The 20,856-nt window shown below is 58.4% G+C and carries 20 protein-coding genes; all 20 read right to left on the bottom strand.

What is annotated here, in order from left to right; translation table 11 throughout:
* Window position 1 precedes the first annotated feature (1 nt).
* The 20 genes from gmk to HMPREF9238_RS00925 all read right to left on the bottom strand — a co-directional run bounded on the left by gmk (window position 2) and on the right by HMPREF9238_RS00925 (window position 20,831).
* Window positions 2-559, bottom strand: a complete 558-nt coding sequence (gene gmk / locus HMPREF9238_RS01020) for a guanylate kinase (protein ID WP_040316576.1) — start codon at window positions 557-559, stop codon at window positions 2-4.
* 8 nt (window positions 560-567) lie between these two features.
* A complete protein-coding gene (gene pyrF / locus HMPREF9238_RS01015; protein WP_016443574.1) occupies window positions 568-1,410 on the bottom strand; it encodes an orotidine-5'-phosphate decarboxylase in 843 nt (280 codons plus the stop codon).
* On the bottom strand, window positions 1,403-4,702 hold the full coding sequence (carB, locus tag HMPREF9238_RS01010) for a carbamoyl-phosphate synthase large subunit (protein ID WP_016443573.1): 3,300 nt from the start codon (window positions 4,700-4,702) through the stop codon (window positions 1,403-1,405). The genes pyrF and carB overlap by 8 nt, the downstream gene beginning before the upstream one ends.
* Window positions 4,702-5,184, bottom strand: coding sequence for a carbamoyl-phosphate synthase domain-containing protein (locus tag HMPREF9238_RS01005; RefSeq protein WP_016443572.1), 483 nt, complete (start codon window positions 5,182-5,184; stop codon window positions 4,702-4,704). The genes carB and HMPREF9238_RS01005 overlap by 1 nt, the downstream gene beginning before the upstream one ends.
* The gene (locus HMPREF9238_RS01000; protein WP_016443571.1) at window positions 5,181-6,482 is read right to left on the bottom strand and encodes a dihydroorotase; all 1,302 of its coding nucleotides are present in this window, start codon (window positions 6,480-6,482) and stop codon (window positions 5,181-5,183) included. Before HMPREF9238_RS01000 ends, HMPREF9238_RS01005 begins: the two co-directional genes overlap by 4 nt.
* The gene (locus HMPREF9238_RS00995) at window positions 6,475-7,446 is read right to left on the bottom strand and encodes an aspartate carbamoyltransferase catalytic subunit (RefSeq protein WP_016443570.1); all 972 of its coding nucleotides are present in this window, start codon (window positions 7,444-7,446) and stop codon (window positions 6,475-6,477) included. The genes HMPREF9238_RS01000 and HMPREF9238_RS00995 overlap by 8 nt, the downstream gene beginning before the upstream one ends.
* A complete protein-coding gene (gene pyrR / locus HMPREF9238_RS00990) occupies window positions 7,446-7,982 on the bottom strand; it encodes a bifunctional pyr operon transcriptional regulator/uracil phosphoribosyltransferase PyrR (RefSeq protein ID WP_016443569.1) in 537 nt (178 codons plus the stop codon). The genes HMPREF9238_RS00995 and pyrR overlap by 1 nt, the downstream gene beginning before the upstream one ends.
* 88 nt (window positions 7,983-8,070) lie before the next feature.
* Window positions 8,071-8,634, bottom strand: a complete 564-nt coding sequence (gene nusB / locus HMPREF9238_RS00985; RefSeq protein ID WP_016443568.1) for a transcription antitermination factor NusB — start codon at window positions 8,632-8,634, stop codon at window positions 8,071-8,073.
* A complete protein-coding gene (gene efp / locus HMPREF9238_RS00980; RefSeq protein ID WP_016443567.1) occupies window positions 8,634-9,197 on the bottom strand; it encodes an elongation factor P in 564 nt (187 codons plus the stop codon). Before efp ends, nusB begins: the two co-directional genes overlap by 1 nt.
* 48 nt (window positions 9,198-9,245) lie before the next feature.
* A complete protein-coding gene (locus tag HMPREF9238_RS00975) occupies window positions 9,246-9,758 on the bottom strand; it encodes a shikimate kinase (protein WP_016443566.1) in 513 nt (170 codons plus the stop codon).
* Window positions 9,751-10,815, bottom strand: coding sequence for a 3-dehydroquinate synthase (gene aroB / locus HMPREF9238_RS00970; RefSeq protein ID WP_016443565.1), 1,065 nt, complete (start codon window positions 10,813-10,815; stop codon window positions 9,751-9,753). Before aroB ends, HMPREF9238_RS00975 begins: the two co-directional genes overlap by 8 nt.
* The gene (locus tag HMPREF9238_RS00965; RefSeq protein WP_040316420.1) at window positions 10,815-11,318 is read right to left on the bottom strand and encodes a shikimate kinase; all 504 of its coding nucleotides are present in this window, start codon (window positions 11,316-11,318) and stop codon (window positions 10,815-10,817) included. The genes aroB and HMPREF9238_RS00965 overlap by 1 nt, the downstream gene beginning before the upstream one ends.
* Complete coding sequence (gene aroC, locus HMPREF9238_RS00960; protein ID WP_040316419.1) at window positions 11,315-12,517, bottom strand: chorismate synthase; 1,203 nt, start codon at window positions 12,515-12,517, stop codon at window positions 11,315-11,317. Before aroC ends, HMPREF9238_RS00965 begins: the two co-directional genes overlap by 4 nt.
* A gap of 42 nt (window positions 12,518-12,559) precedes the next feature.
* Complete coding sequence (locus HMPREF9238_RS08515) at window positions 12,560-13,237, bottom strand: prepilin peptidase (protein WP_016443562.1); 678 nt, start codon at window positions 13,235-13,237, stop codon at window positions 12,560-12,562.
* On the bottom strand, window positions 13,234-14,064 hold the full coding sequence (locus HMPREF9238_RS00950) for a shikimate dehydrogenase (protein ID WP_016443561.1): 831 nt from the start codon (window positions 14,062-14,064) through the stop codon (window positions 13,234-13,236). The genes HMPREF9238_RS08515 and HMPREF9238_RS00950 overlap by 4 nt, the downstream gene beginning before the upstream one ends.
* A gap of 1 nt (window position 14,065) precedes the next feature.
* Window positions 14,066-15,439, bottom strand: coding sequence for an endolytic transglycosylase MltG (gene mltG, locus HMPREF9238_RS00945; protein WP_016443560.1), 1,374 nt, complete (start codon window positions 15,437-15,439; stop codon window positions 14,066-14,068).
* Window positions 15,440-15,452: 13 nt separating this feature from the next.
* Window positions 15,453-15,902 carry a Holliday junction resolvase RuvX gene (gene ruvX, locus HMPREF9238_RS00940; protein WP_016443559.1) on the bottom strand — a complete coding sequence of 150 codons (450 nt, stop codon included), beginning with the start codon at window positions 15,900-15,902 and terminating at the stop codon, window positions 15,453-15,455.
* 27 nt (window positions 15,903-15,929) lie between these two features.
* Complete coding sequence (gene alaS, locus HMPREF9238_RS00935) at window positions 15,930-18,605, bottom strand: alanine--tRNA ligase (RefSeq protein WP_016443558.1); 2,676 nt, start codon at window positions 18,603-18,605, stop codon at window positions 15,930-15,932.
* Window positions 18,606-18,754: 149 nt separating this feature from the next.
* Window positions 18,755-19,375, bottom strand: a complete 621-nt coding sequence (gene rpsD / locus HMPREF9238_RS00930; protein ID WP_016443557.1) for a 30S ribosomal protein S4 — start codon at window positions 19,373-19,375, stop codon at window positions 18,755-18,757.
* Between the two features lie 115 nt (window positions 19,376-19,490).
* Window positions 19,491-20,831, bottom strand: a complete 1,341-nt coding sequence (locus HMPREF9238_RS00925) for a replication-associated recombination protein A (RefSeq protein WP_016443556.1) — start codon at window positions 20,829-20,831, stop codon at window positions 19,491-19,493.
* Window positions 20,832-20,856: the final 25 nt, after the last annotated feature.

The following is a 20,856-nucleotide window of genomic DNA, read 5'->3' as shown; positions in this document are numbered from 1 at the left end:
CCTACGCTAAGCCCATTAGACAAGCCAGCTTCGCGGCTGTGTGATCCACCTCGTCATTAACCACAATGTGGTCAAATTCGTTCGCCGCATCTATTTCAACGCGCGCAGTTTCGAGGCGACGCGCCATCTGCTCTTCAGTCTCGGAGCCGCGCCCGCGCAGGCGCGACTCCAGTTCTTCCCAAGAGGGAGGCGCGAGGAAAATGAACTGCGCGTCAGGCACCTGCTTGCGCACTTGCCTCGCCCCGGCAAGGTCTATCTCGAGCAGTGCGGGACGCCCTTTAGCTAACGCTTCCTCAATTGGGGCTTTGAGAGTGCCGTAATAGTTCATGCCGTGCACCTCAGCCCATTCTAAAAACGCGCCTTCGTTAACGAGCTGAAGGAAGCGTTCACGCGAGAGGAAGTGATAGTGCTGGCCGTCAACCTCACCGGGGCGCGGATCGCGAGTTGTTGCCGAGATCGACAGGAAAATTTGCGGGTGCAACTCCATTAGGCGCGCAACCACAGTACCTTTACCAACCGCACTTGGACCTAACAAAACCGTAAGACGCTGGTGATTCATGGCCTCCATTATGAGACGCCTTCCAGCGCGCGCATAATTTTGCGGTTCGTAGTCTTCAACGCGGTAGCCAGATCTGCCGGATTCGGGCCGGCTTTTAGCACCGCTCGCGAGGATGACACCACAATGTTCAAACCGGCATCATCGGCGTTAATGCTACCGCCTTGCGCACCAAATCCGGGCATCAGGATCGGCCCGGTGTATCCGGCTAGCGCCTCACCTACCACCTGTGCTCGGTCCGCAATGGTTGCCCCAATCACCACGCCAAATGAACCGACCTTTTGACCCGCATCAAACTTTTCATTCTGAGCGCGCGTCCACTCAATTACCTGGCTCGCAACCGTCTTACCTTGCCCCACTGATCGCTGCAAAGTAGCCCCCTGCGGGTTCGAGGTAAGCGCGAGCGCAAAAAGGCCTTTGCCATGCTCAGCTGCCAGCTGCGCGGTTTCATCGAAGGCTGCCGGCCCCATGTAGGGCGTAACCGTAATCGCGTCGGCTTCCAGCGGGGCACCCGGCGGCAGGTAGGCGGCCGCGTAACCGGCCATTGTCGAGCCGATGTCACCTCGCTTCACATCCAAAATAGTGATCACGCCGCGCTCGCGCGCACTGCGAAGAAGCTCCTCCAAAACCGCCACGCCTGCCGCTCCAAAACGCTCAAAGAATGCCGCCTGCGGTTTGATGGCCGCCGCTTCGCTTAGCCCGTCAAGGGAGCGCTTTGAAAACTCGGATAAACCATGCACGTTTACCGGCAAACCCCAAGCTTCCAGCAGTCCGGCGTGCGGATCAATACCCGCACAGACCGGCCCGCGCGCTGCCAGGGCCCTGCCCAGGCGCGTGCCAAAACTCTCAGGCATTCGTCTGCCTCCGTTCCGCCCGCTCGCGGTCCCATTCTTGCAAGGATTTCACGTGCATTTCTTCCGTCTTGGCTGCTTTAATGGCGCGTACCGCCGAGTTAAACGCCTGCAGGGTTGTAATGATTGCTTTTCCAGCCGAGGTTGCGGCCGCGCGAATCTTGTAACCGTCGCGGCGTTCAGATTCGCCCTGCGGCGTGTTCACAATCATGTCTACCTTGCCCGAGTGGATGAGGTCGGTGATTGCAACGCCTCCCTCGCTGCGTTCGGATTCCTTGGCCACTACCTCCACGTCGATTCCGTTTCGGCGCAGAACCGAGGCAGTGCCCGTGGTAGCCATGATCTTAAAACCCAGCTCAACCAGTTTGGAAGCGGGCAGAATAATGCCGCGTTTGTCCGCATCCGCTATCGAGATGAACACCGTACCGGCGGCAGGCAGACCACCGTAGGCGCAAATCTGGGATTTCGCGTACGCGGCGGGGAAAGACTCATCAAGCCCCATGACCTCGCCGGTTGAGCGCATCTCTGGGCCCAGCAGGGTGTCAACCACTTCGCCATTACCATCGCGGAAGCGGTCGAACGGGAGGACGGCTTCCTTAACGGAAATCGGCTCATCGAGGTCTTGCACCGCCTGATCGTACGCGGGAAGGTCACCCTGGGCGCGTAGCTGGGCGATGGTTTGACCCATCTGGATCTTTGCCGCCGCCCGCGCAAGTGCCACGCCGGACGCCTTGGAAGCAAACGGTACGGTCCTAGAAGCTCTCGGGTTTGCCTCGATCACGTAGAGCACATCCGAGGCCAGCGCGAACTGGATGTTCAGCAGGCCACGCACGCCCACACCTTTTGCGATTGCCTCCGTCGATTTCACAATGCGGTCAATCTGACGTTCAGACAGCGACATCGGGGGCATCACGCACGCGGAGTCACCCGAGTGAATGCCGGCCTCTTCGATATGCTCCATGATGCCGCCCATAAACAGTTCACTACCGTCGTAGAGCGCGTCCACGTCGATTTCCACCGCGTCATCAAGGAATTTGTCGATCAGCAACGGGCCGGTAGCGAATACGCCGGCGCCCGCATTTTTCAGGTATTCGGCCAGGCCTTCCTCTTCGTAAATGATGGCCATACCGCGCCCGCCAAGTACGAACGAGGGGCGCACGAGCACGGGATACCCCACCTCGCGCGCCGCAACCAGTGCCGCGCTGGCCGTGGTGGCCGTCTTGTGCGCGGGAGCGGGCAGTCCTACCTCGTCAAGGACACGGCCAAATGCTTCGCGATCCTCAGCCAGATTGATCGAAGCCGGTGTGGTACCCACAATCGGCATTCCCGCGCGTTCAAGCGCGTCTGCAAGCGACAGTGGGGTTTGCCCACCCAGTTGGACGAGCACACCCGCAATGGGGCCGGCCGCCTGCTCGGTTTCGAATACTTCGAGCACGTCCTCTAGCGTGAGCGGTTCAAAGTAGAGGCGATCCGAAATGTCATAGTCAGTTGAAACCGTCTCCGGGTTGCAGTTCACCATGATCGTGTCATACTCCTCGCGCAGCGCCATCGTGGCGTGCACGCAAGAGTAGTCAAACTCGATTCCCTGCCCAATCCGATTCGGGCCAGATCCAAGGATCATCACCGCAGGGCGCTCGCGCTGTTCGATTTCCGAGACCTCCTCGTACGTTGAGTAGTAGTACGGGGTGGCTGCGTAATCCAGGCCCGCGCACGTATCCACTGCCTTGAACACCGGGTGAATGTTGTAGGCGCGGCGGATTTCTCGCACGACCTCTTCAGGCATGGAACGCAACGACGCAATCTGAGCGTCAGAAAAGCCGTGGCGCTTTGCCTCGCGCAATACGCCTGCAGATAGTGCTTCGGCATCCATGATCTGGCGCGCTACGTCCTCCACCTGTTGGATTTGGTCAATAAACCACGGGTCGATAGCGGTTGCGCGATTAATCTGTTCGCAGGTGGCGCCGCCGCGAATCGCCTGCTGCAACTGCACGAGACGCGCCTCGGTAGGCGTTTGGATCTGCTCGAGTAGCGCGTCCACCTCGGCTGCGTCCGGCGCCGTCCCGTCCCAGTGGAACGACACGCCAGCTTTATCAATCGAACGCTGCGCCTTAAGTAGAGCTTCGGAAAATGTACGGCCAATCGCCATGGCCTCACCCACCGACTTCATGGAAGTGGTAAGCGTCTTATCCGAAGCGGGGAACTTCTCAAACGCAAAACGCGGCACTTTCACCACCACGTAGTCAATCAATGGTGACTGTGCGGCCGTGCGAGTGGGGGCGATATCCGACTTGATTTCTGCAAGATCGTAGCCAATCGCAAGTCGGGCCGCGATCTTCGCGATCGGAATGCCCGTCGCCTTCGACGCGAGGGCAGATGAGCGCGAAACGCGCGGATTCATTTCAATGACGACAATGCGTCCGTCCGCAGGGTTAATCGCAAACTGGATGTTACAACCACCCTGGTTCACGCCCACGCCTTTAATGATGTCGGCTCCTATGCGCACAAGATCTTCGATCTCGCTTTGGGTGAGAGTCAACGCGGGCGCCACCGTGATGGAATCTCCGGTGTGTACTCCCACGGGATCCACGTTCTCGATGGTTGTAACCAACATCGTCTCGCCGGTGCGATCGCGGATCATCTCAAGTTCGAGCTCTTTCCAGCCCAGAATCGACTCTTCGAGCAGCACCTCGTTAGTGAGCGAATCGCGCAGGCCGTGCTCAACGAAACGCGTCAACTCTGCTTGCGTGTGTGCAAATCCAGAACCGAGGCCGCCCATCGTGAACGAGGGGCGAACCACCAACGGGTATCCAAGCTCATTGGCCGCATCCAACGCGTCCTGTAGCGAATGGGCTATCCGCGACCTTGCCACCTCTGCGCCGCAACGCTCCACGATCTCTTTAAACTCATCGCGATCTTCACCCGCGCGGATAGTTTCCACACTGGAGCCGATGATTTCCACCCCGTACTTTTCCAAGATCCCGGCTTCAGCAAGGTTCATCGCCGCATTCAAAGCGGTCTGCCCGCCCAGGGTGGGCAGCAACGCATCGGGGCGCTCCTTGGCGATAATTCGCTCAATAGAGCTGGTAGTGATCGGCTCCACGTAGGTGGCGTCGGCCATGTTGGGATCGGTCATAATGGTCGCCGGATTTGAGTTCACGAGGATCACGCGCATGCCTTCTTCGCGAAGCACGCGGCAAGCCTGTGAACCCGAGTAGTCAAACTCGCATGCCTGCCCAATAACGATGGGGCCAGAACCAATAACGAGAACGGACTGCAAATCACTTCTGCGCGGCATTAGTTGGCCCCCTTAACGCGGTTTTGTAAACATTTCACGAGGTCACGCGGGGTGCGCTCCCCCTCTTCTAAATCGTAGGAATCGATCACTGCACCAGAGAAAATCCCGACGCGCAGATCCGGGTTTTGCACCAAAAGTTTCACCAGGGCACGGGTATCGATCCCTTCAATGCCAGCCACACCAGCGGCCCGCAACGCCGGTTCAAGCTCACCCTGCGACTGCCAATTCGAAGCGATCCGCGAGGCCTCGCGAACCACAACGCCTCGCGCCAGCGGTTCGAACGGGGCAGGCAACCCTACGTTCCCAATGTGCGGGGAGGCGAACACCGCGATCTTGCCTTCGCTCTCCCCCATGCTCAGCACGCGCGAATAATCCGCCACTGAAGTATCAATCAAAGCGGGAGCCACCACCTCGCCAATCGCGCCAAATGCGCGCCCACTAAACACGTGACCGTCAGACGTCACTAGAACTGCAACACTCATCGTTCCTCCTGAACTGGCATGCCCTCGCGCACCGTGATCTTGCCACGGTAAACCGTGTACATAACCTGGCCCTTCAGCGTGTGGCCGAGGTACGGGTTATTCGTTGAGCGCGACCAGCCGTTTTCTACAACGCGCTCCACATTTGGATCCACGAACGCAAGGTTTGCAAACGAACCGGCCGCAATGGGCTGGCCCTGCTCGGTTGCAAGACCAATCTGCGCGGGCTTTTCAGACATGACGCGCGCAATATCGCGCCAGTTCATACGCCCCGTGTCCACCATCGTGGTGATGAGGACGGGTAGTGCGGTCTCAATCCCAATCATGCCGAACGCTCCGGCCTGCCACTCGCAATCCTTCATCTCCAGAGGATGCGGCGCATGATCGGTACCAATCGTGTCGATCGTGCCATCTTCAAGAGCATCGCGCAGCGCCTCCACATCCTCCTGCGTGCGCAGTGGCGGGTTCACCTTAAAGCGCGGATCGTAGGAGCGGGCTTCTTCTTCAGTGAGGAAAATGTGGTGGGGCGTGGCCTCTGCCGTCACGTTGATTCCGCGGCGCTTAGCCTCGCGAATCTGCTCCACCGAGCCCTTTGTAGACGCGTGCAGCACGTGGTAGCGCGAGCCAACGTGATCCGTTAGGGCAACGTCGCGGGCAATGATAGCCTCTTCAGCCACGGCGGGCCAGCCGGCCAGGCCAAGCTCTGCGGAAAGCGGCGACTCGTTCATTTGTGCGCCTTCGGTGAGCGCCGGATCCTGCGCGTGCTGAGCGATCACACCACCAAAAGTTTTTACATATTCGAGGGCGCGGCGCATCAGCACCGGGTCGGCGACGCACTTGCCGTCATCGGAAAACACGCGCACCTCGGCCTGCGACTTAGCCATGGCGCTCATCGAGGACAGAGTCTTGCCCTCCAAGCCAACGGTGACCGCACCAATCGGGTGGACCTCCACCCAACCGGCCGTGTCACCGAGCATCTTCACCTGTTCCACCACCGATGCCGTGTCCGCCACCGGATTCGTGTTCGCCATGGCAAACACGCATGTGTACCCACCTACCGCGGCCGCCCTTGTGCCCGTGAACACCGTTTCGGCATCCTCCTGCCCGGGCTCACGCAAGTGCGTGTGCAGATCAACCAGGCCGGGCAGTGCCACCAGGCCCGTCACGTCAACCACTTCCGCCTCAGCAACCGCGTTACGAGCATCCTGACCAACAGCTACGATCTTATTTCCACGAACCGCGATATCCGCGCTCTCTTCGCCATACGGGCGCGCACCTACAAACAGAATCTCTTTACACATTGAAGTTCTCCTTCGCTGCCAGAAGCAGGTAGAGCGCCGCCATCCGCACGCTCACCCCGTTACTTACCTGTTCCACGATTACCGACTGCGCCGAATCTGCCGCCTGGGCACAGATCTCCAAACCGCGATTCAATGGGCCCGGATGCATGATCGCGGTGTGCTTTCCCAGCCGCTCAAAACGTTCACTATCCAATCCATACGAATGGTGGTATTCCTCCGGGGAGGGGAAAAAACCGCCACCCGCCGCGCTCATCCTCTCGTGTTGGATGCGCAGCATGATAACCGCGTCTAGGTGAGCCGCAAGAGCCTCATCAAAATCGTAGGTGACTTCGCAAGGCCAGTTTTCCACGCCAACCGGAAGGAGCGTGGGCGGAGCAACGAGGGTTACGCGCGCCCCGAGCATCGACATCAGGCCCACGTTCGAGCGGGCCACACGCGAATGGAGGATGTCACCCACGATAGCCACGTGCGCACCCGCAAGTGTGGTGCCCGGCTCAGCGGGCCGGCCTTCGTTAGTGAAGTGACGGCGTAACGTCATTGCATCTAGGAGTGCCTGCGTGGGGTGTTGGTGCGTCCCGTCACCCGCGTTCAGCACCGGTAGGTCAATCCAACCGGCGTGGGCAAGGCGGTGCGCCGCGCCCGAGGAGCGGTGCCGTACCACCACAGCGTCTGCGCCCATGGCCTGCAACGTTAGAGCGGTATCCTTCAGCGACTCGCCCTTAGATACGGAAGATCCTTTAGCGGAGAAGCTAATCACGTCTGCGGAAAGGCGCTTGGCCGCAGCCTCGAAAGACAACCTCGTGCGGGTGGAATCTTCAAAAAACAGGTTTATAACTGTCTTCCCGCGCAGAGTCGGTAGCTTCTTGATTGCGCGCGACTGCGTAGCTGCCATCGCTTCGGCAACGTCCAAAATGCGGATCGCATCATCTACGCTCAAGTCAGATATAGAAATCAGGTGTTTCATCACGCCTCCCGAATGATCACGCGGTCAATCCCGTCGATCTCACTAAGTTCGATATCAACGGATTCTTTTCGCGAGGTAGGCAGATTCTTACCCACAAAATCTGGACGAATCGGGAGTTCTCGGTGCCCTCGATCAACCAGCGTGGCCAGTCTCACCGCTTTTGGGCGGCCCAAATCAAACAGCGCGTCTAGAGCGGCCTTGACCGTGCGTCCCGTATACAAAACATCATCAACCAAGATGACGGTTTTGCCGTCGATGCCCGATTCCGGAATGGACATCGGGTGGGGTGTCCGAATCGGATTACCCGCCAAATCATCGCGATACATTGTGATATCTAGCGAGCCCACCTGGACCGGCGCTTCACTTACCTCGCGCAGCCGCTTAGCCAACCTGTTTGCCAGCGGAACTCCCCGGGTTGGAATTCCGAGTATAACCAGGTCTTCAGCGCCATCCGTGCGCTCAAGAATCTCGTAACAAATGCGCGAAACAGCGCGCGAAATCTGCCCCTCATCCAGAACAGTTTTCACCTGTGGCATGTGCCCCACCTTTCCCGCCTCACCGGACGGCTTTAAAGGATGAATGATAAAAACGATGCTCGAACCATAACCGGCCCGAGCATCATTTCTACGGATTATTTAGTTGTTCGCTCGACTCATCGAGCGGATTGGCAGCGGGTTCATCCACCGCGCCAAAGTCTTCCATAGCGGCTTCCTCACGGGGCGCCAAGGCCGCCGCAAGAGCGTCATCTGTTTCTCTAACCCTGGCCGCGTCTTTCAAAACCGCGTCCAAGATAGCGTTAACCACTCCTGGAGATTCATCTGTAGAAATGTCCTTTGCCAGCGTCACAGCTTCGTCAATCGCCGTAACCGAAGGCACGTCCTCATTCCACACAATCTCCCAGGCACCAACACGAAGAATCGCGCGATCCGTGGAGGGCAAACGATCAAAGTCACGCGTCGTTGTGTGTAACACCAAAAGTTCATCAAGCTCGTACAGGCGATCAGCAACGCCCTCAACGACCTTGATAGCGTAATCCGGCAGTGGCGTTTGTGCCGCCGTAACCTCGCGGCGCGCAGACAGAATCTGGCGCAAACCCTCCGGCGTTAGCTCACCCTTTTGATCGGCTTCAAAAATCGTGTCCACCGCGCGCTTACGCGCGCGCGTGCGTGACGTGATCCGGCGAGACATTAGTCGTTAACGCGTCCCGCGTATTCGCCGGTACGGGTATCAATCTTGATACGCGTACCCTCATCGACGAACAGCGGCACCTGCACCTCATAACCCGTCTCCACCGTTGCCGGCTTAGTGCCCGCATTCGAACGGTCACCCTGGACACCGGGCTCGGTGTAAGTAATCTCGAGCACTACGTTTGGAGGAAGCTCAACGGAGAGCACCTGGCCCTCATACATAGACACGATGGCCGGCTGGTTCTCAACCATGTAGTTCTTCGCGTCACCCACAACCTCGCCGGTCACGAGAACCTGATCGTAGGTGTCGGCATCCATGAACACGTAGTCGTTGCCGTCCTGGTACAGGTACGTCATGTCGCGGCGATCAACCGTAGCGGTATCCACCTTCACGCCAGCGTTGAACGTCTTGTCAACGATCTTGCCCGACAGCACGTTCTTAATCTTGGTGCGCACAAACGCGGGGCCTTTACCCGGCTTCACGTGCTGGAATTCGACAACCGACCATAGCTGGTTGTCGAGCTTAAGAACCATGCCGTTCTTCAAGTCATTAGTCGTTGCCACAAATGTTCCTTACGTCCTAATTTCAGTTCCGCTATAGGATAACCCGTTTTAGGAGTCAAATGCGAGTACCCGCGCGGCTACATGCTCTGGTTTAGACAGTGAGGTATCGATCACTAGGTCAGCGAGCCCCGCGAAATCAGCGCGATGCGTGGACACCATGTCCGTGAATATCTTCCGAGTTGGCCCAAGCGCAACCGAGCGCGGGGCGTTCAACCCCGTCCGGCGCATCAGCGTGGAAATGTCTGCGAACAGCTCAACCACAAGCGCGCCCTCAGCACGTAGCTCTCGCAGTTTCTCGCCCACCTTCAGCGTGCGCACCACTCCCGGTGCCAAGGTTATGACCCCCTCGCGATTCAGTAGATCCATCGCCACCTGTAACGCAGCATCCTCATATTCCGCTTCCCCACGGCGAACCAAGAACTGCGAATCGTCCTCGCCAATCAAACTTTCAAACGACGCCGCAAAATCGTGTAGCTCCAGACCCGATTCAGTGCTAATGGCGCGCGCAATATCGCTTTTTCCTGCGCCGGAAACGCCGATAAGAATAATCTTGCTAGCCATCAACAACTCCCATTGTGAGCGCTGCCGCGCGCAACGTTGGCGGCTGCACCACCCGCACCAGCGTATGACCGCATTGTGTAGTTAACACCATTCGTACCTGGCCCGAGCGCACCTTTTTATCCGCACTCATCACGTCCAAGATCGTCTCCATACTCTTGCAGTGCCAGTTTGTAGGAAGCCCCTGGCCGGCCAAGAACTGGCGCTGCTGACCCAACCAAGCCGCATCCGCTAGGCCCAGTTGCACCGCCACGTGGGCGGCAAACACAATGCCAATAGATACCGCCTCGCCGTGCCGGATCTCATAGCCAGAAACCTTCTCGATCACGTGTGCCAGCGTATGTCCGTAATTCAAAATCTCGCGCTCGCCAGACTCCTTCAGGTCCGCTCCCACAACGTCAGCCTTCACACGCACGGCCTTTTCCACCAGTTCAGCCACCTGACTGGAGTCCTTACTGATCGGCTCACGCGCGAGATCGAGAATAGACTCATCGCGGATGAATCCGCACTTAATGATCTCGCCTAAACCGGCGCGAAACTCCGCTTCCGGTAGCGTTGCCAACGAATCCGTATCGGCTATTACCGCAATCGGTGAGTGGAACGCTCCCGCCAGATTCTTGCCGTGCCGCGTGTTAATCCCTGTTTTGCCGCCCACCGCAGCGTCAACCATAGCGAGTAGCGAGGTGGGCACCTGAAGCACTGAAACTCCGCGCAACCAAGTAGCGGCAACGAAGCCAGCCAGATCGGTAGTGGCTCCACCCCCCACCCCAACGATGAGGTCACGCCTGCCAATGTAACTGTCCCCTGCTGCCTCCCACGCAGCAGCCAACTGCTCAACCGTCTTCCCGGCCTCCCCATCTTCATGCACAAAATATGAGGTGACAATGCCAGCTTTTTCCAGCTGGTCACCCACCTCGCGCGCAATCTGGCTAATCGCTACCGGATGAATAACTAGCGCTCGCTCGTAATCACGGTCGAGAGCGGTAGCCACCCGGTCTGCAGCACCAGCACCAATGACCACCGGATACTCGTGTTCGCCTTGTACTTTCACCGCTCGCATTACTTCACCAACTCGTCAATAGCGCGCAACAGAGCATGCGCATTTTCCGTTTTCGAAGCACGTCCCAGCTTGACCGACGTGGACGCCACCTGTCGATACAGTGGATCGCGACGCGCGGACAGGGCGCGCATTTTTTGCGCCACGTCATCTTGTAGCAGCGGGCGTGACCCGCTCCTACTTGCGCGCACAATTGCCTCTTCAATATCAATATCGAGAAACACCACTGGGAACTGCGCCAGTAATTCGCGATTTTCTTCGCGTTCCACGATTCCCCCGCCCGTCGCAATGAGAGCCTTGGGGCCAGCCAGCGCATCTTTCAGTGCCTGTGTCTCCAGCGTTCGAAACACTTCCTCGCCCGCGCGGAAAAGGTCGGGAATAGTGCGGCCACTGGCTTCCTGTACCGCCTCATCCAGGTCAATAAATGGCAATCCTAAATGCTCCGCAACTATTTTTCCCAGCCGCGATTTTCCACTTCCGGGAAGTCCAACCAAAACTATGCTCATGGGTTTAGCCGCTCGCTAACCGCAGTATTGTAATCCGCAATCGCGGCGCGAATACGCTCTACGGAACCGGTGCCGAACATCTTGATAATCTCGTTCGCTAGGGTCAGAGCCACCATCGACTCACAGATTACGGTAGCCGGAACAATCTGGCTGGCATCAGAACGTTGGTGAAGTGCCGGAGCTTGCGTGCCGGTAGCGAGATCAATAGTTGAACGCGCGCGTGGCACGGTAGAAATCGGTTTAAAACCTACGCGAGCCACAATCGGCTCGCCGTTGGACATGCCGCCCTCGATACCACCCGCCCGGTTAGAAAGCCGGCGGGGGCCTTCCTCCACCACAATTTCGTCGTGAGCCGTCGAACCAAGCTGATCCACCTGCCCCTGCCCAATCTCCACAGATTTTGCCGACTGGATCGACATGAGCGCGGCGGCGAGGGACGCATCAAGGCGCTCATCCCACTGCGTGTAGCTTCCCAACCCTACCGGCACGCCGTAAGCAGCCACCTCGGCAACGCCTCCGATGGTGTCACCGCTCTTTTTTGCCTGGTCTATCGCGACAATGAAGCGCATCTGGGCATCCTCATCCAGCGTTCTTACTGCACTGGCATCTAAACGGTGTGCATCCTGTGGGAGTGGCGCGGGAGCATCCGCAGTTTCCTCGCCTACCGCCACCACGTGCGAGACGATCTCAATGCCTGCCACCTGACGCAAAAACTGGCGGGCCACCAAGCCGAGCGCAACTCGCGTTGCAGTCTCGCGTGCCGACGCCCGCTCGAGCACCGGGCGCGCGTCCTCGTGACCAAACTTCATCATGCCCGCCAGATCCGCGTGACCTGGGCGCGGCCTCGTCAGCGGCCTATTGCGGGCCACCTCACGCTCATCGCCCGTACCCGCATCGATAAGCAGATCCTTAGGATCAACCGGGTTCGGGCTCATCACAACCTGCCACTTGGGCCATTCCGAGTTTGCGATCTCAATAGCCACAGGCGATCCGATGGTGAGGCCGTGGCGTACTCCGCCCAGGATGCGCACACGGTCCTGTTCAAACCTCTGCCTTGCGCCGCGCCCATGCCCTTGCCGTCGGCGCGCAAGCTCATCGGCCAACATTTGGGTGGAAAGTTCCACGCCCTTGGGAACGCCGTCAATAATGCCCACCAGGGCTTCGCCATGCGATTCGCCCGCACTCATCCACCTAATCATGGTTCCAGTGTTACACACCGGCGAAAATACCGGCGAGTAACACTACCAGGGTGAGACGGCGCCACCCGTAACAAACCAGGCAATCAGGCTTCCCGCAACCAATGCGGGAGCGAACGCCACGGTGGAACTCCACTTAGCCTTACGCGAGAGCAACAGCGCAAAAGCGTAGATGCCTCCAACAATAACTGCGGTAAGCAGCCCTCCAAATGCCACCCCCGCGCCGTACAGGCCCAACCAGGCACCGATTATGGGAGCTAGTTTTACATCCCCGCGGCCAATCCCGCCTCCGAACATGTAAAGCATCCAAAGTGGTGCCAGCCAAATGAGTGCTCCGGCAACTACACCCACAATCGACGTCGGCTCATGCAGTGCGAAAAACCTAATCAGAATACCTATGATGCCACCGAGAACCAGCGAAATCATTGCTAAGAATGTCAGCACATTCGGGATCTTCTTTGTCCTCCCGTCAACCACTGCAATAAGGCTGAGCAGACCCGCCAACGGAACCGTTGCTATCAAGAACGGATCCGTTAAACCAAAGACAGCCACAACAAGTTGCGGGATGGCGGAATACAACGCCAACTCCATGCGGGTGAACGGACGTTTGTTGGCTTTGTCAAAATACTTGTCGAGATAGCCGGGACCGCTGAACGTCGCCCACACAACAACGGCGACGCCCGCGACGGCGGCGAGCACCCAGGTAATACTTTGCATTGTCATAGGTTAGACAGCTTAGTAGCTTCCTGTAGCGCGCCACGCATTTCTTCCACAGGCGCGCCTCGGCCAGTCATGAGTTCCACCTGCTGGCACGCCTGGTAAAGCAACATCGAGTAGCCGGACACCACTATCGCTCCCCCGGCCTCACCAGCTTCTGCGAGTTTTGACGGCCACGGATTGTATGCCACATCAAGTAAGACGCTACCGGTCTTAGGCGAGAATCTTCGTGCCCAGTGGTCAGCAATACCGCTCGGAAGTGTTGATACCACGATGTCGGCACACGCTAGCGCCGCCTGCGCCCGGGCGCTGTCGCGCCAAGGGATATGCTGCGTTGTCACTCCCAGTCTGGTCTCCGCCAAGGTGATAGAGCCCGGCCCGCTAAATGAACGAGCGACCGTCTGAATTCGACCCGCCCCAAGCTGCCCCAGTGCGGCCAGCGCAGATGAGGCTGTTGCGCGTGCTCCCAAAATCACCGCACTTGCACCTTTTTCTAGCTGTTTTGCCCGCGAAATCGCCTGCACAATCCCATACACGTCCGTGTTGAACCCCGACAGTACGCGCCCGGCAGGCACCACCGTGTTCACCGCTCCGACGGCAGCGGCAAGAGGCTCGATTGCGTCCAAATGCAGCATGATTGCCTGTTTCAGCGGCATGGTAACCGCCAAACCGGCAACGCCGTCGGCGATCGAATGTAAGAAGCCGGGCAAATCATCCGGCGCAACTTCACGGCGTTCAAAAGACCACGGTAGCCCGAGCGCTTCATACGCCGCGCGATGCAAAACGGGTGACAAGCTATGCTCGATTGGTTGTCCAATCACAAAAGCACGCACGCTAACACTTCCCGGGATTATCCGTGCACCACTGATCGAACAGGGCGCGGTTCTTCTCCTGCTCTGCAAGAGTTGCAGCGAACTTGGTTTCACCCGTATCTAAGTTCACCGTCACAAAGTACAGCCAGTCACCATCAGCGGGCTTCAACATCGACTCCAGAGCCAGGTCTGACGGGCTCGAAATCGGGTTTGGCGGCAACCCCTTGTGCTTGTACGTGTTGTACGGGTTCGATTCGTCCGCGATCTCATTGGCTGTGGGTACTCCGCCCACCTTGCCAACGCCGTAAAGAACCGTGGAGTCCATGTTCAAATACCCCACCGTCTCCGCCTGCGGCTGGGTCAACCGGTTCTCGATCACGCGCGCCACCATCGGGTAGTACTGCTCGATGTTCACCTCGCGCTCCAAAATTGAAGCCTTAATGAGTAATTCCTGGCGCTGGCCCTCCGACACCCCCAAACCGTCAAGCTTGGTCTTCATTGCCGTAACCATCTCTCCGATAACATCCTGCGGCTTGTCATCGCTGTGTACCTCATAGGTACCGGGAGCCAGCCACCCTTCGGCATTTCCGTCCGCCTCCGCCGGCAAACCGATGCCCGCTACGTCCAACATAGCCGCTTCAACCTCTTCGGCACTGAAGTTACCGAAGCTGGAGAGCCGCTCAATAACCTGTGCCTTCGTGAAACCAGGCGGCACTGTGATCGCATTTGAAGACCTGTTAGACGGGTCCAGGAGCGCAGCCAATGCGTCCACCGCACGCATTTCCTTCTTCAGTATGTAAGTTCCCGGCTGTAAAGAGTTTGCCGCCGCATTATCCAGCCATGCCTGCAAGAACGCGTCTTCGCTCTTTACAACGCCCAGTTTCACCAGGTTCGCGCCAATAGCGCCACCCGAATCACCCGGGTTCACCACCACTTCAACCTCACCCGTACCGGGGCCGGGATAGTCCAACGCACCGGTCTGTGAGCGCGAACTGGAAATCGCTCCCAGCGCGATGTAGACGCACAGCGCAATGACAGCGATAACAACGGTGATGATTAACCCGGTGCGGATCTTCGCGTTGCGCCTGCGCTTCAAAACGCGAGCACGTTCAGCAGCAACGCGGCGTGACCTCGTTCCCGTGGTTAACGGGTCGTGATGTGGGTTCTCATCGGGAGCCTGTTGTGCGGTGTACACCGGTCTTTGTCCCAGCGCACTGAAAGACTGGGATGTTGGAGCGCCTTCTTCAGCTAGGCGGCGCTGCTCACGCGCCCGGCGACGATCCTCTTTACGCGCTTCTTCTGCGGCCCGTAACTGACGCTCTCGAAGAATGTCACGGCGACTGGGGAACTTTTCGGGTTCATTATCGCCGCCGGGGCGGGGAAACTGATCACTCACTGCCTTGATTCTCCTAGAACTTTCCGCGACTTACGGTCTCACCGGGAAGCTTTCCCGTGTTTTCTTCAAAGTCTATGGACATTTCTAAAATAATAGCCGCTGCGAGCTGATCTACCTTGTCTTGGCGTAGCCGATTTTCAATTCCTTGTGCCGCAAGATCCGCGTGGGCCAGGTTTGTTGTTAACCGCTCATCAAAAAGACATATGCGCGGCCGGTCCAGATCCGCTTTTAGTTCATGCGCGAGAGCGCGAGCCGCCTTCGCTGAGGCTCCGGATTTTCCTTTGAGGTGGCGCGGATATCCCACAACTATTTCAATCGGATCGAGTTCTTCGGCTATCTCAATGAGCTCAATGATATGTCCACCGTACTTATCTACCCGCACATTAGTTTTGGGGAAAACAATCTGGCCCGAAGGATCAGTGACGGCGACTCCGATTCGAACGGAGCCGTAGTCAATACCCATCCTCGGGCCAGGTCGTTTTACCAACGGTTAACGCAGTTCCAACTCGATTGCTTCCTTGGCAAGCCCGGTGGCCTGCGGATCTTGGCCTCCTCCCTGAGCCAAGTCGTCGCGACCACCGCCACCTCCCTTTAGGGCCTTGGCACCAATGCGTACAAGGTTGCCGGCCTTAACGCCCAAAGTCCGTGCCGAATCGTTAGTTGCAACAACCACCTGGGGGCGGCCGTTGACCACGCCGATACCCGCAACCACAGATGGCTTCGATTCACCTAGACGGGTGCGTATGTCGGTTACGAGGGAGCGCAAGGCGTCAGTAGACGGAAGTTCACCCAAGTCCTCAACCACTGCCTGAACCGACCCGATCTGGTGGACGCGCCCGGCGAGCTCGCCCGCGCGGGCGAGCAGCTGCTGCTCGCCAAGCTTCGCGGCCGTCTTCTCCGCGTCCTTGAGCCTCTTCATTAGCGACTCAATACGTCCCGGAAGCTCATCTACGTTTGCCCCCATTATGGCCGATAGCTGCGACACGATCGCGTGCTCCTTGGCTTGGAAACCATACGCACCATCTCCCACAAGAGCGTCGATACGGCGTACACCCGAGCCGATGGAGGACTCTCCGAGCACCGCAATACGGCCAATGTGGCCGGTGGTGGGCACGTGCGTACCCGCACAAAGCTCCAGGGACCAACCGTCACCGATGTTCACCACGCGAACCTCGTTACCGTACTTCTCGCCAAAAAGAGCCATAGCGCCCAGGCCTCGCGCCTCATCTAGCGACATAACGGAATCGGTAACCGTTAGATCCTCAGCTAGCCGCTGATTTACGCGCTCTTCAATACCATCCATAACATCAGCGGGAACCTGCGACGGGTGGTGGAAGTCGAACCTCATTCGTGAAGGTGAGTTTTCAGAACCTGCCTGCGTGGCCTGTTCACCAAGGAACTCGTGCAGACCCTTATGCACCATGTGGGTAGCGGTATGTGCCCGCGCAATCGCCAGGCGGCGGACGGCGTCAATCTCCGCGATAGCGAGTTCGTCGAGCGCAACCGTGCCCTCTAGCAACCTACCGCGGTGCACCGCGAGCCCCTTCACCGGCTCTTGCACGTCATGAACATCAATCAAAGCGCCCGAAGCCGTACGAATCGTGCCGTGGTCAGCTAACTGACCGCCCTTTTCAGCGTAGAACGGAGTGGTATCCAAAACGATCTCAACGTCAGCAGGAGCGGACGCAACGGGAACGCCGTTGCCATCCACAACGATGCCCGCAATCGTCGATTCGACCTTCGAATCCGTATAGCCCACAAAGCGAGAGTTACCGCCAAGTGCGTGCTGAATGTCGTGGTAGACCCGCGAGTCCACGTGTCCGCTCTTCTTCGCGAGCGCGTCGGCACGGGCACGGGTCTTTTGCTCGTCCATTAGTTCACGGAAGCGCACCTCATCAACGTCAACGCCCTGCTCGCGAGCCATCTCAAGCGTGAGGTCGATGGGGAAACCGTAGGTGTCGTGCAGGCGGAAGGCATCTTCACCAGATAATTTTGACGCCCCCTTCTTGGCCTTATCCACCGCAGTGTCGAGGATCGTGGTACCCGCAGACAGCGTGCGCCTAAACGACTCTTCCTCGTTGTAAGCAACTTCCGCGATCCTGCTCCAGTTGGTCTCTAGTTCCGGGTAGGAGCTTTTCATAACGTCGCGAGAGACTGGCATTAGAGTGGGCATGGTGGCCTCGTCCACGCCCAGCAGGCGCATCGAGCGGATCGCGCGGCGCATTATGCGACGTAACACGTACCCGCGACCATCATTGCCCGGAATGACGCCGTCGTTAATGAGCATCATTGCCGAGCGCACGTGGTCAGCCACGATGCGCATATGCACGTCATGTTCCGGGTTGCCGCCAGCATCGTACTTATGGCCCGACATTTCTTCGGCCGCAGTGATAACGGGGCGCACCTGGTCGATCTCAAACATGTTCGGCTTGTCCTGAAGCACGAATGCGAGACGTTCCAAACCGGCACCGGTATCAATAGCCTTCTCGTCCAGCTCCCCAAGGAGGGGGAAGTCAGAACCCGTGCCTTCACCGCGCAAGTACTGGTCAAACACGAGGTTCCACACCTCCATGTAGCGATCACCACCCGGGTCCACAGTGCCGCCCACAGCCTCGGGGCCAAATGCCGGGCCCCGGTCGTAGTGGAACTCCGCGCAAGGGCCGGCCGGGCCGGGCTGGCCCGTGTGCCAGAAAATATCCTCGCGAGGAAGACGCACAATGTGCTTTGGATCCATACCGATGTGCTTGGTCAGGTGATCGTAAGACACGTCGTCCTGATCCCAAATAGTCACCCACATGCGATCCCCATCGAGGCCGTACAAGCCGTCCTCAACGCGGCCGGTTAGAAGCTCCCACGCAAAGTCAATGGCGCCCTCTTTGAAATAGTCACCAAACGAGAAGTTACCATTCATCTGGAAAAACGTGCCATGCCGGGTGGTACGCCCAACATTCTCAATGTCGTTGGTGCGAATACATTTTTGCACGGACGCTACGCGCGGCCACGGCGCCTTCTCGGTGCCAATGATATAGGGAATGAACGGCACCATACCCGCGATTGTGAACAGAATCGACGGGTCTGGAGAGACCAGCGGAACCGACGGGCGGATAACGTGGCCGTTCTTCTCAAAGTACTGAAGCCAACGCTTCGCAATCTCAGAAGTTTGCATTCTGATCCTTGTGGGGCTCGAAGTTTAAATCAATGCCAATAATACGCAGTTTTTGCGCGCGGCCGGAAACTGGAATCGCTGACCGGGCACACTAGTGCTTACGTACTGCAAGTGCCCCGGCAATACCGGGGCACTTGCAAAGTTAAGGATTAACGCGAGTAGTATTCAACGACCAGTTGGTCTTCACAAACTACCGGAATCTCTTCGCGCTCGGGCAGGCGAACGAGGGTTGCACGCAGACGCTCAAGGTCAACCTCGAGGTAGCCCGGAACTGCCGGAAGCACGTCACGGTGAATACCCTGCGCCGCAATCTCGAACGGCGTGGTGGTCTGCGACTTCGGCTTAACCTGAATGGTCTGGCCGGGCTTCACGCGGAACGACGGACGGTCAACAATCTTGCCATCAACGAGGATGTGGCGGTGCACCACGAACTGGCGAGCCTGCGCAATGGTGCGAGCAAAGCCGGAACGCAGTACGAGGGCGTCGAGACGCTGCTCGAGGTGCTGCACCAAGTTTGAACCGGTGATGCCTTCCATGCGAAGGGCCTCTTCAAATGCGCGACGCATCTGCGCCTCACGCAGACCGTACTGGGCACGCAGACGTTGCTTTTCCTTCAAGCGAACTGCATAGTCAGAATCCTGACGACGACGAGCGCGGCCGTGCTGGCCGGGGCCGTACGGACGCTTCTCGAAGTAGCGTGCTGCCTTCGGGGTTAGGGCAACGCCGAGGGAGCGCGATAGACGCACCTGGCGGCGGGAGCTCTGTGCCATGTGGAATTCCTTCCTGTTTCTTCCAAAACGAATCGCGTAGTTACCTACGCGGGGTCACCTCTGCGCAATGCGTGGGCTAAGACCCCAGGGTGCTGCTTTTTGCAACCTTCGCAGTTTAACGCATTTTCAAGCGTTTACGCACATTCTCGAGCCGTTTAGTGATGCTTGCCTCAAAGCCATTCGCCGTGGGCTCGTAGTACTGAGTACCTTCCAGTTGATCCGGCAAGTACTGCTGAGCGGCGATCGCATAAGGCTCGTCGTGCGCGTACACGTACCCATTTCCGTGACCGAGCTTCTTCGCACCGGCGTAGTGGGCGTCCCGCAAGTGCTTAGGCACAGGCCCACACTTACCGGCGCGAACGTCGGAGATAGCGCGATCCACTGCCAAATATGCGGCGTTGGACTTCGGTGCTGTGGCTATGGCAATAACGGCTTGCGACAGCAGTATTCGCGCCTCCGGCATACCGATCATTTGCACTCCCTGAGCGCAAGCCACCGCAGTTTGTAGCGCTGTTGGATCAGCCATGCCCACGTCCTCGGACGCGCAGATCATGATTCGCCGAGCAATGAAACGCGGGTCTTCCCCGGCCTCCAGCATGCGCGCCAGGTAGTGAATCGCCGCGTCAACGTCAGATCCGCGCATTGATTTAATGAAGGCGGACGTCACATCGTAGTGCTCATCTTCCCCGTAGCGTACGAGGGCGGCGTCAGCGGCCCGCGATACGTGATCTGCCGCAATCGTGGCGCTGTCACTATCAATCGCGTTTGCGGCCGCGGCCTCCAAGATAGTGAGGGAGCGGCGGGCATCTGCGCCGGACAGGCGAACGAGCAGCTCAAGAGCTTCTTCGTCTATTCCCACTCGCCCGTCCAGGCCGCGCTTATCGCTCAGGGCCCGGCGCACTAGGGCTTGGATATCGCTATCTTGGAGCGGCTCTAGAGTGAGCAAAATCGAGCGTGAAAGCAGCGGGCTAACCACCGAGAACGACGGGTTTTCTGTGGTTGCCGCGACGAGGGTAACCCAGCGGTTCTCAACCGCGGGAAGGAGCGCGTCCTGTTGGGAACGCGAGAACCGGTGTACCTCGTCAATAAACAAGACGGTTTCCTCGCCGGTTGCACCCAGGCGTCGCTTAGCCGACGCAATCACGGCACGCACTTCTTTAACGCCGGCACTTACCGCCGAAATTTCTTCAAAGTGGCGCCCCGACAAACGAGCAATCAGGTACGCCAGAGTTGTCTTGCCCACGCCCGGAGGGCCCCACAGGATCAAAGAGGACACGGCGCGCGACGAATCTGCGGGCGCAAGCAGGCGCCGTAGCGGAGAACCATCTTTCAGCAGGTGGTCTTGACCGAGCACTTCCTCAATCGAACTTGGTCGCATTCGCACCGCCAGCGGAGCAGCCTCAGTGGCCTTTGGAATTCCAATCGGATCCATATTTGCCGCCTCAAAAATGTCCATATCCCAACCCTAGTTGCTCCCCCGC

Origin of the sequence: Gleimia europaea ACS-120-V-Col10b (assembly GCF_000411155.1) — a bacterium.
In the GTDB taxonomy this organism is placed as follows: domain Bacteria; phylum Actinomycetota; class Actinomycetes; order Actinomycetales; family Actinomycetaceae; genus Gleimia; species Gleimia europaea_B.
Note: the sequence above shows the minus strand (reverse complement) of the source record. Positions and strands in the feature narration are given on the sequence as shown.

Bases quoted from the DNA above. Each gene is read 5' to 3' on its own strand.
- gmk (WP_040316576.1), bottom strand. From the start codon at position 559: ATGAATCACCAGCGTCTTACGGTTTTGTTAGGTCCAAGTGCGGTTGGT.
- pyrF (WP_016443574.1), bottom strand. From the start codon at position 1,410: ATGCCTGAGAGTTTTGGCACGCGCCTGGGCAGGGCCCTGGCAGCGCGC.
- carB (WP_016443573.1), bottom strand. From the start codon at position 4,702: ATGCCGCGCAGAAGTGATTTGCAGTCCGTTCTCGTTATTGGTTCTGGC.
- HMPREF9238_RS01005 (WP_016443572.1), bottom strand. From the start codon at position 5,184: ATGAGTGTTGCAGTTCTAGTGACGTCTGACGGTCACGTGTTTAGTGGG.
- HMPREF9238_RS01000 (WP_016443571.1), bottom strand. From the start codon at position 6,482: ATGTGTAAAGAGATTCTGTTTGTAGGTGCGCGCCCGTATGGCGAAGAG.
- HMPREF9238_RS00995 (WP_016443570.1), bottom strand. From the start codon at position 7,446: ATGAAACACCTGATTTCTATATCTGACTTGAGCGTAGATGATGCGATC.
- pyrR (WP_016443569.1), bottom strand. From the start codon at position 7,982: ATGCCACAGGTGAAAACTGTTCTGGATGAGGGGCAGATTTCGCGCGCT.
- nusB (WP_016443568.1), bottom strand. From the start codon at position 8,634: ATGTCTCGCCGGATCACGTCACGCACGCGCGCGCGTAAGCGCGCGGTG.
- HMPREF9238_RS00975 (WP_016443566.1), bottom strand. From the start codon at position 9,758: ATGGCTAGCAAGATTATTCTTATCGGCGTTTCCGGCGCAGGAAAAAGC.
- aroB (WP_016443565.1), bottom strand. From the start codon at position 10,815: ATGCGAGCGGTGAAAGTACAAGGCGAACACGAGTATCCGGTGGTCATT.
- HMPREF9238_RS00965 (WP_040316420.1), bottom strand. From the start codon at position 11,318: ATGAGCATAGTTTTGGTTGGACTTCCCGGAAGTGGAAAATCGCGGCTG.
- aroC (WP_040316419.1), bottom strand. From the start codon at position 12,517: ATGATTAGGTGGATGAGTGCGGGCGAATCGCATGGCGAAGCCCTGGTG.
- HMPREF9238_RS08515 (WP_016443562.1), bottom strand. From the start codon at position 13,237: ATGACAATGCAAAGTATTACCTGGGTGCTCGCCGCCGTCGCGGGCGTC.
- ruvX (WP_016443559.1), bottom strand. From the start codon at position 15,902: ATGGGTATTGACTACGGCTCCGTTCGAATCGGAGTCGCCGTCACTGAT.
- alaS (WP_016443558.1), bottom strand. From the start codon at position 18,605: ATGCAAACTTCTGAGATTGCGAAGCGTTGGCTTCAGTACTTTGAGAAG.
- rpsD (WP_016443557.1), bottom strand. From the start codon at position 19,375: ATGGCACAGAGCTCCCGCCGCCAGGTGCGTCTATCGCGCTCCCTCGGC.
- HMPREF9238_RS00925 (WP_016443556.1), bottom strand. From the start codon at position 20,831: ATGGACATTTTTGAGGCGGCAAATATGGATCCGATTGGAATTCCAAAG.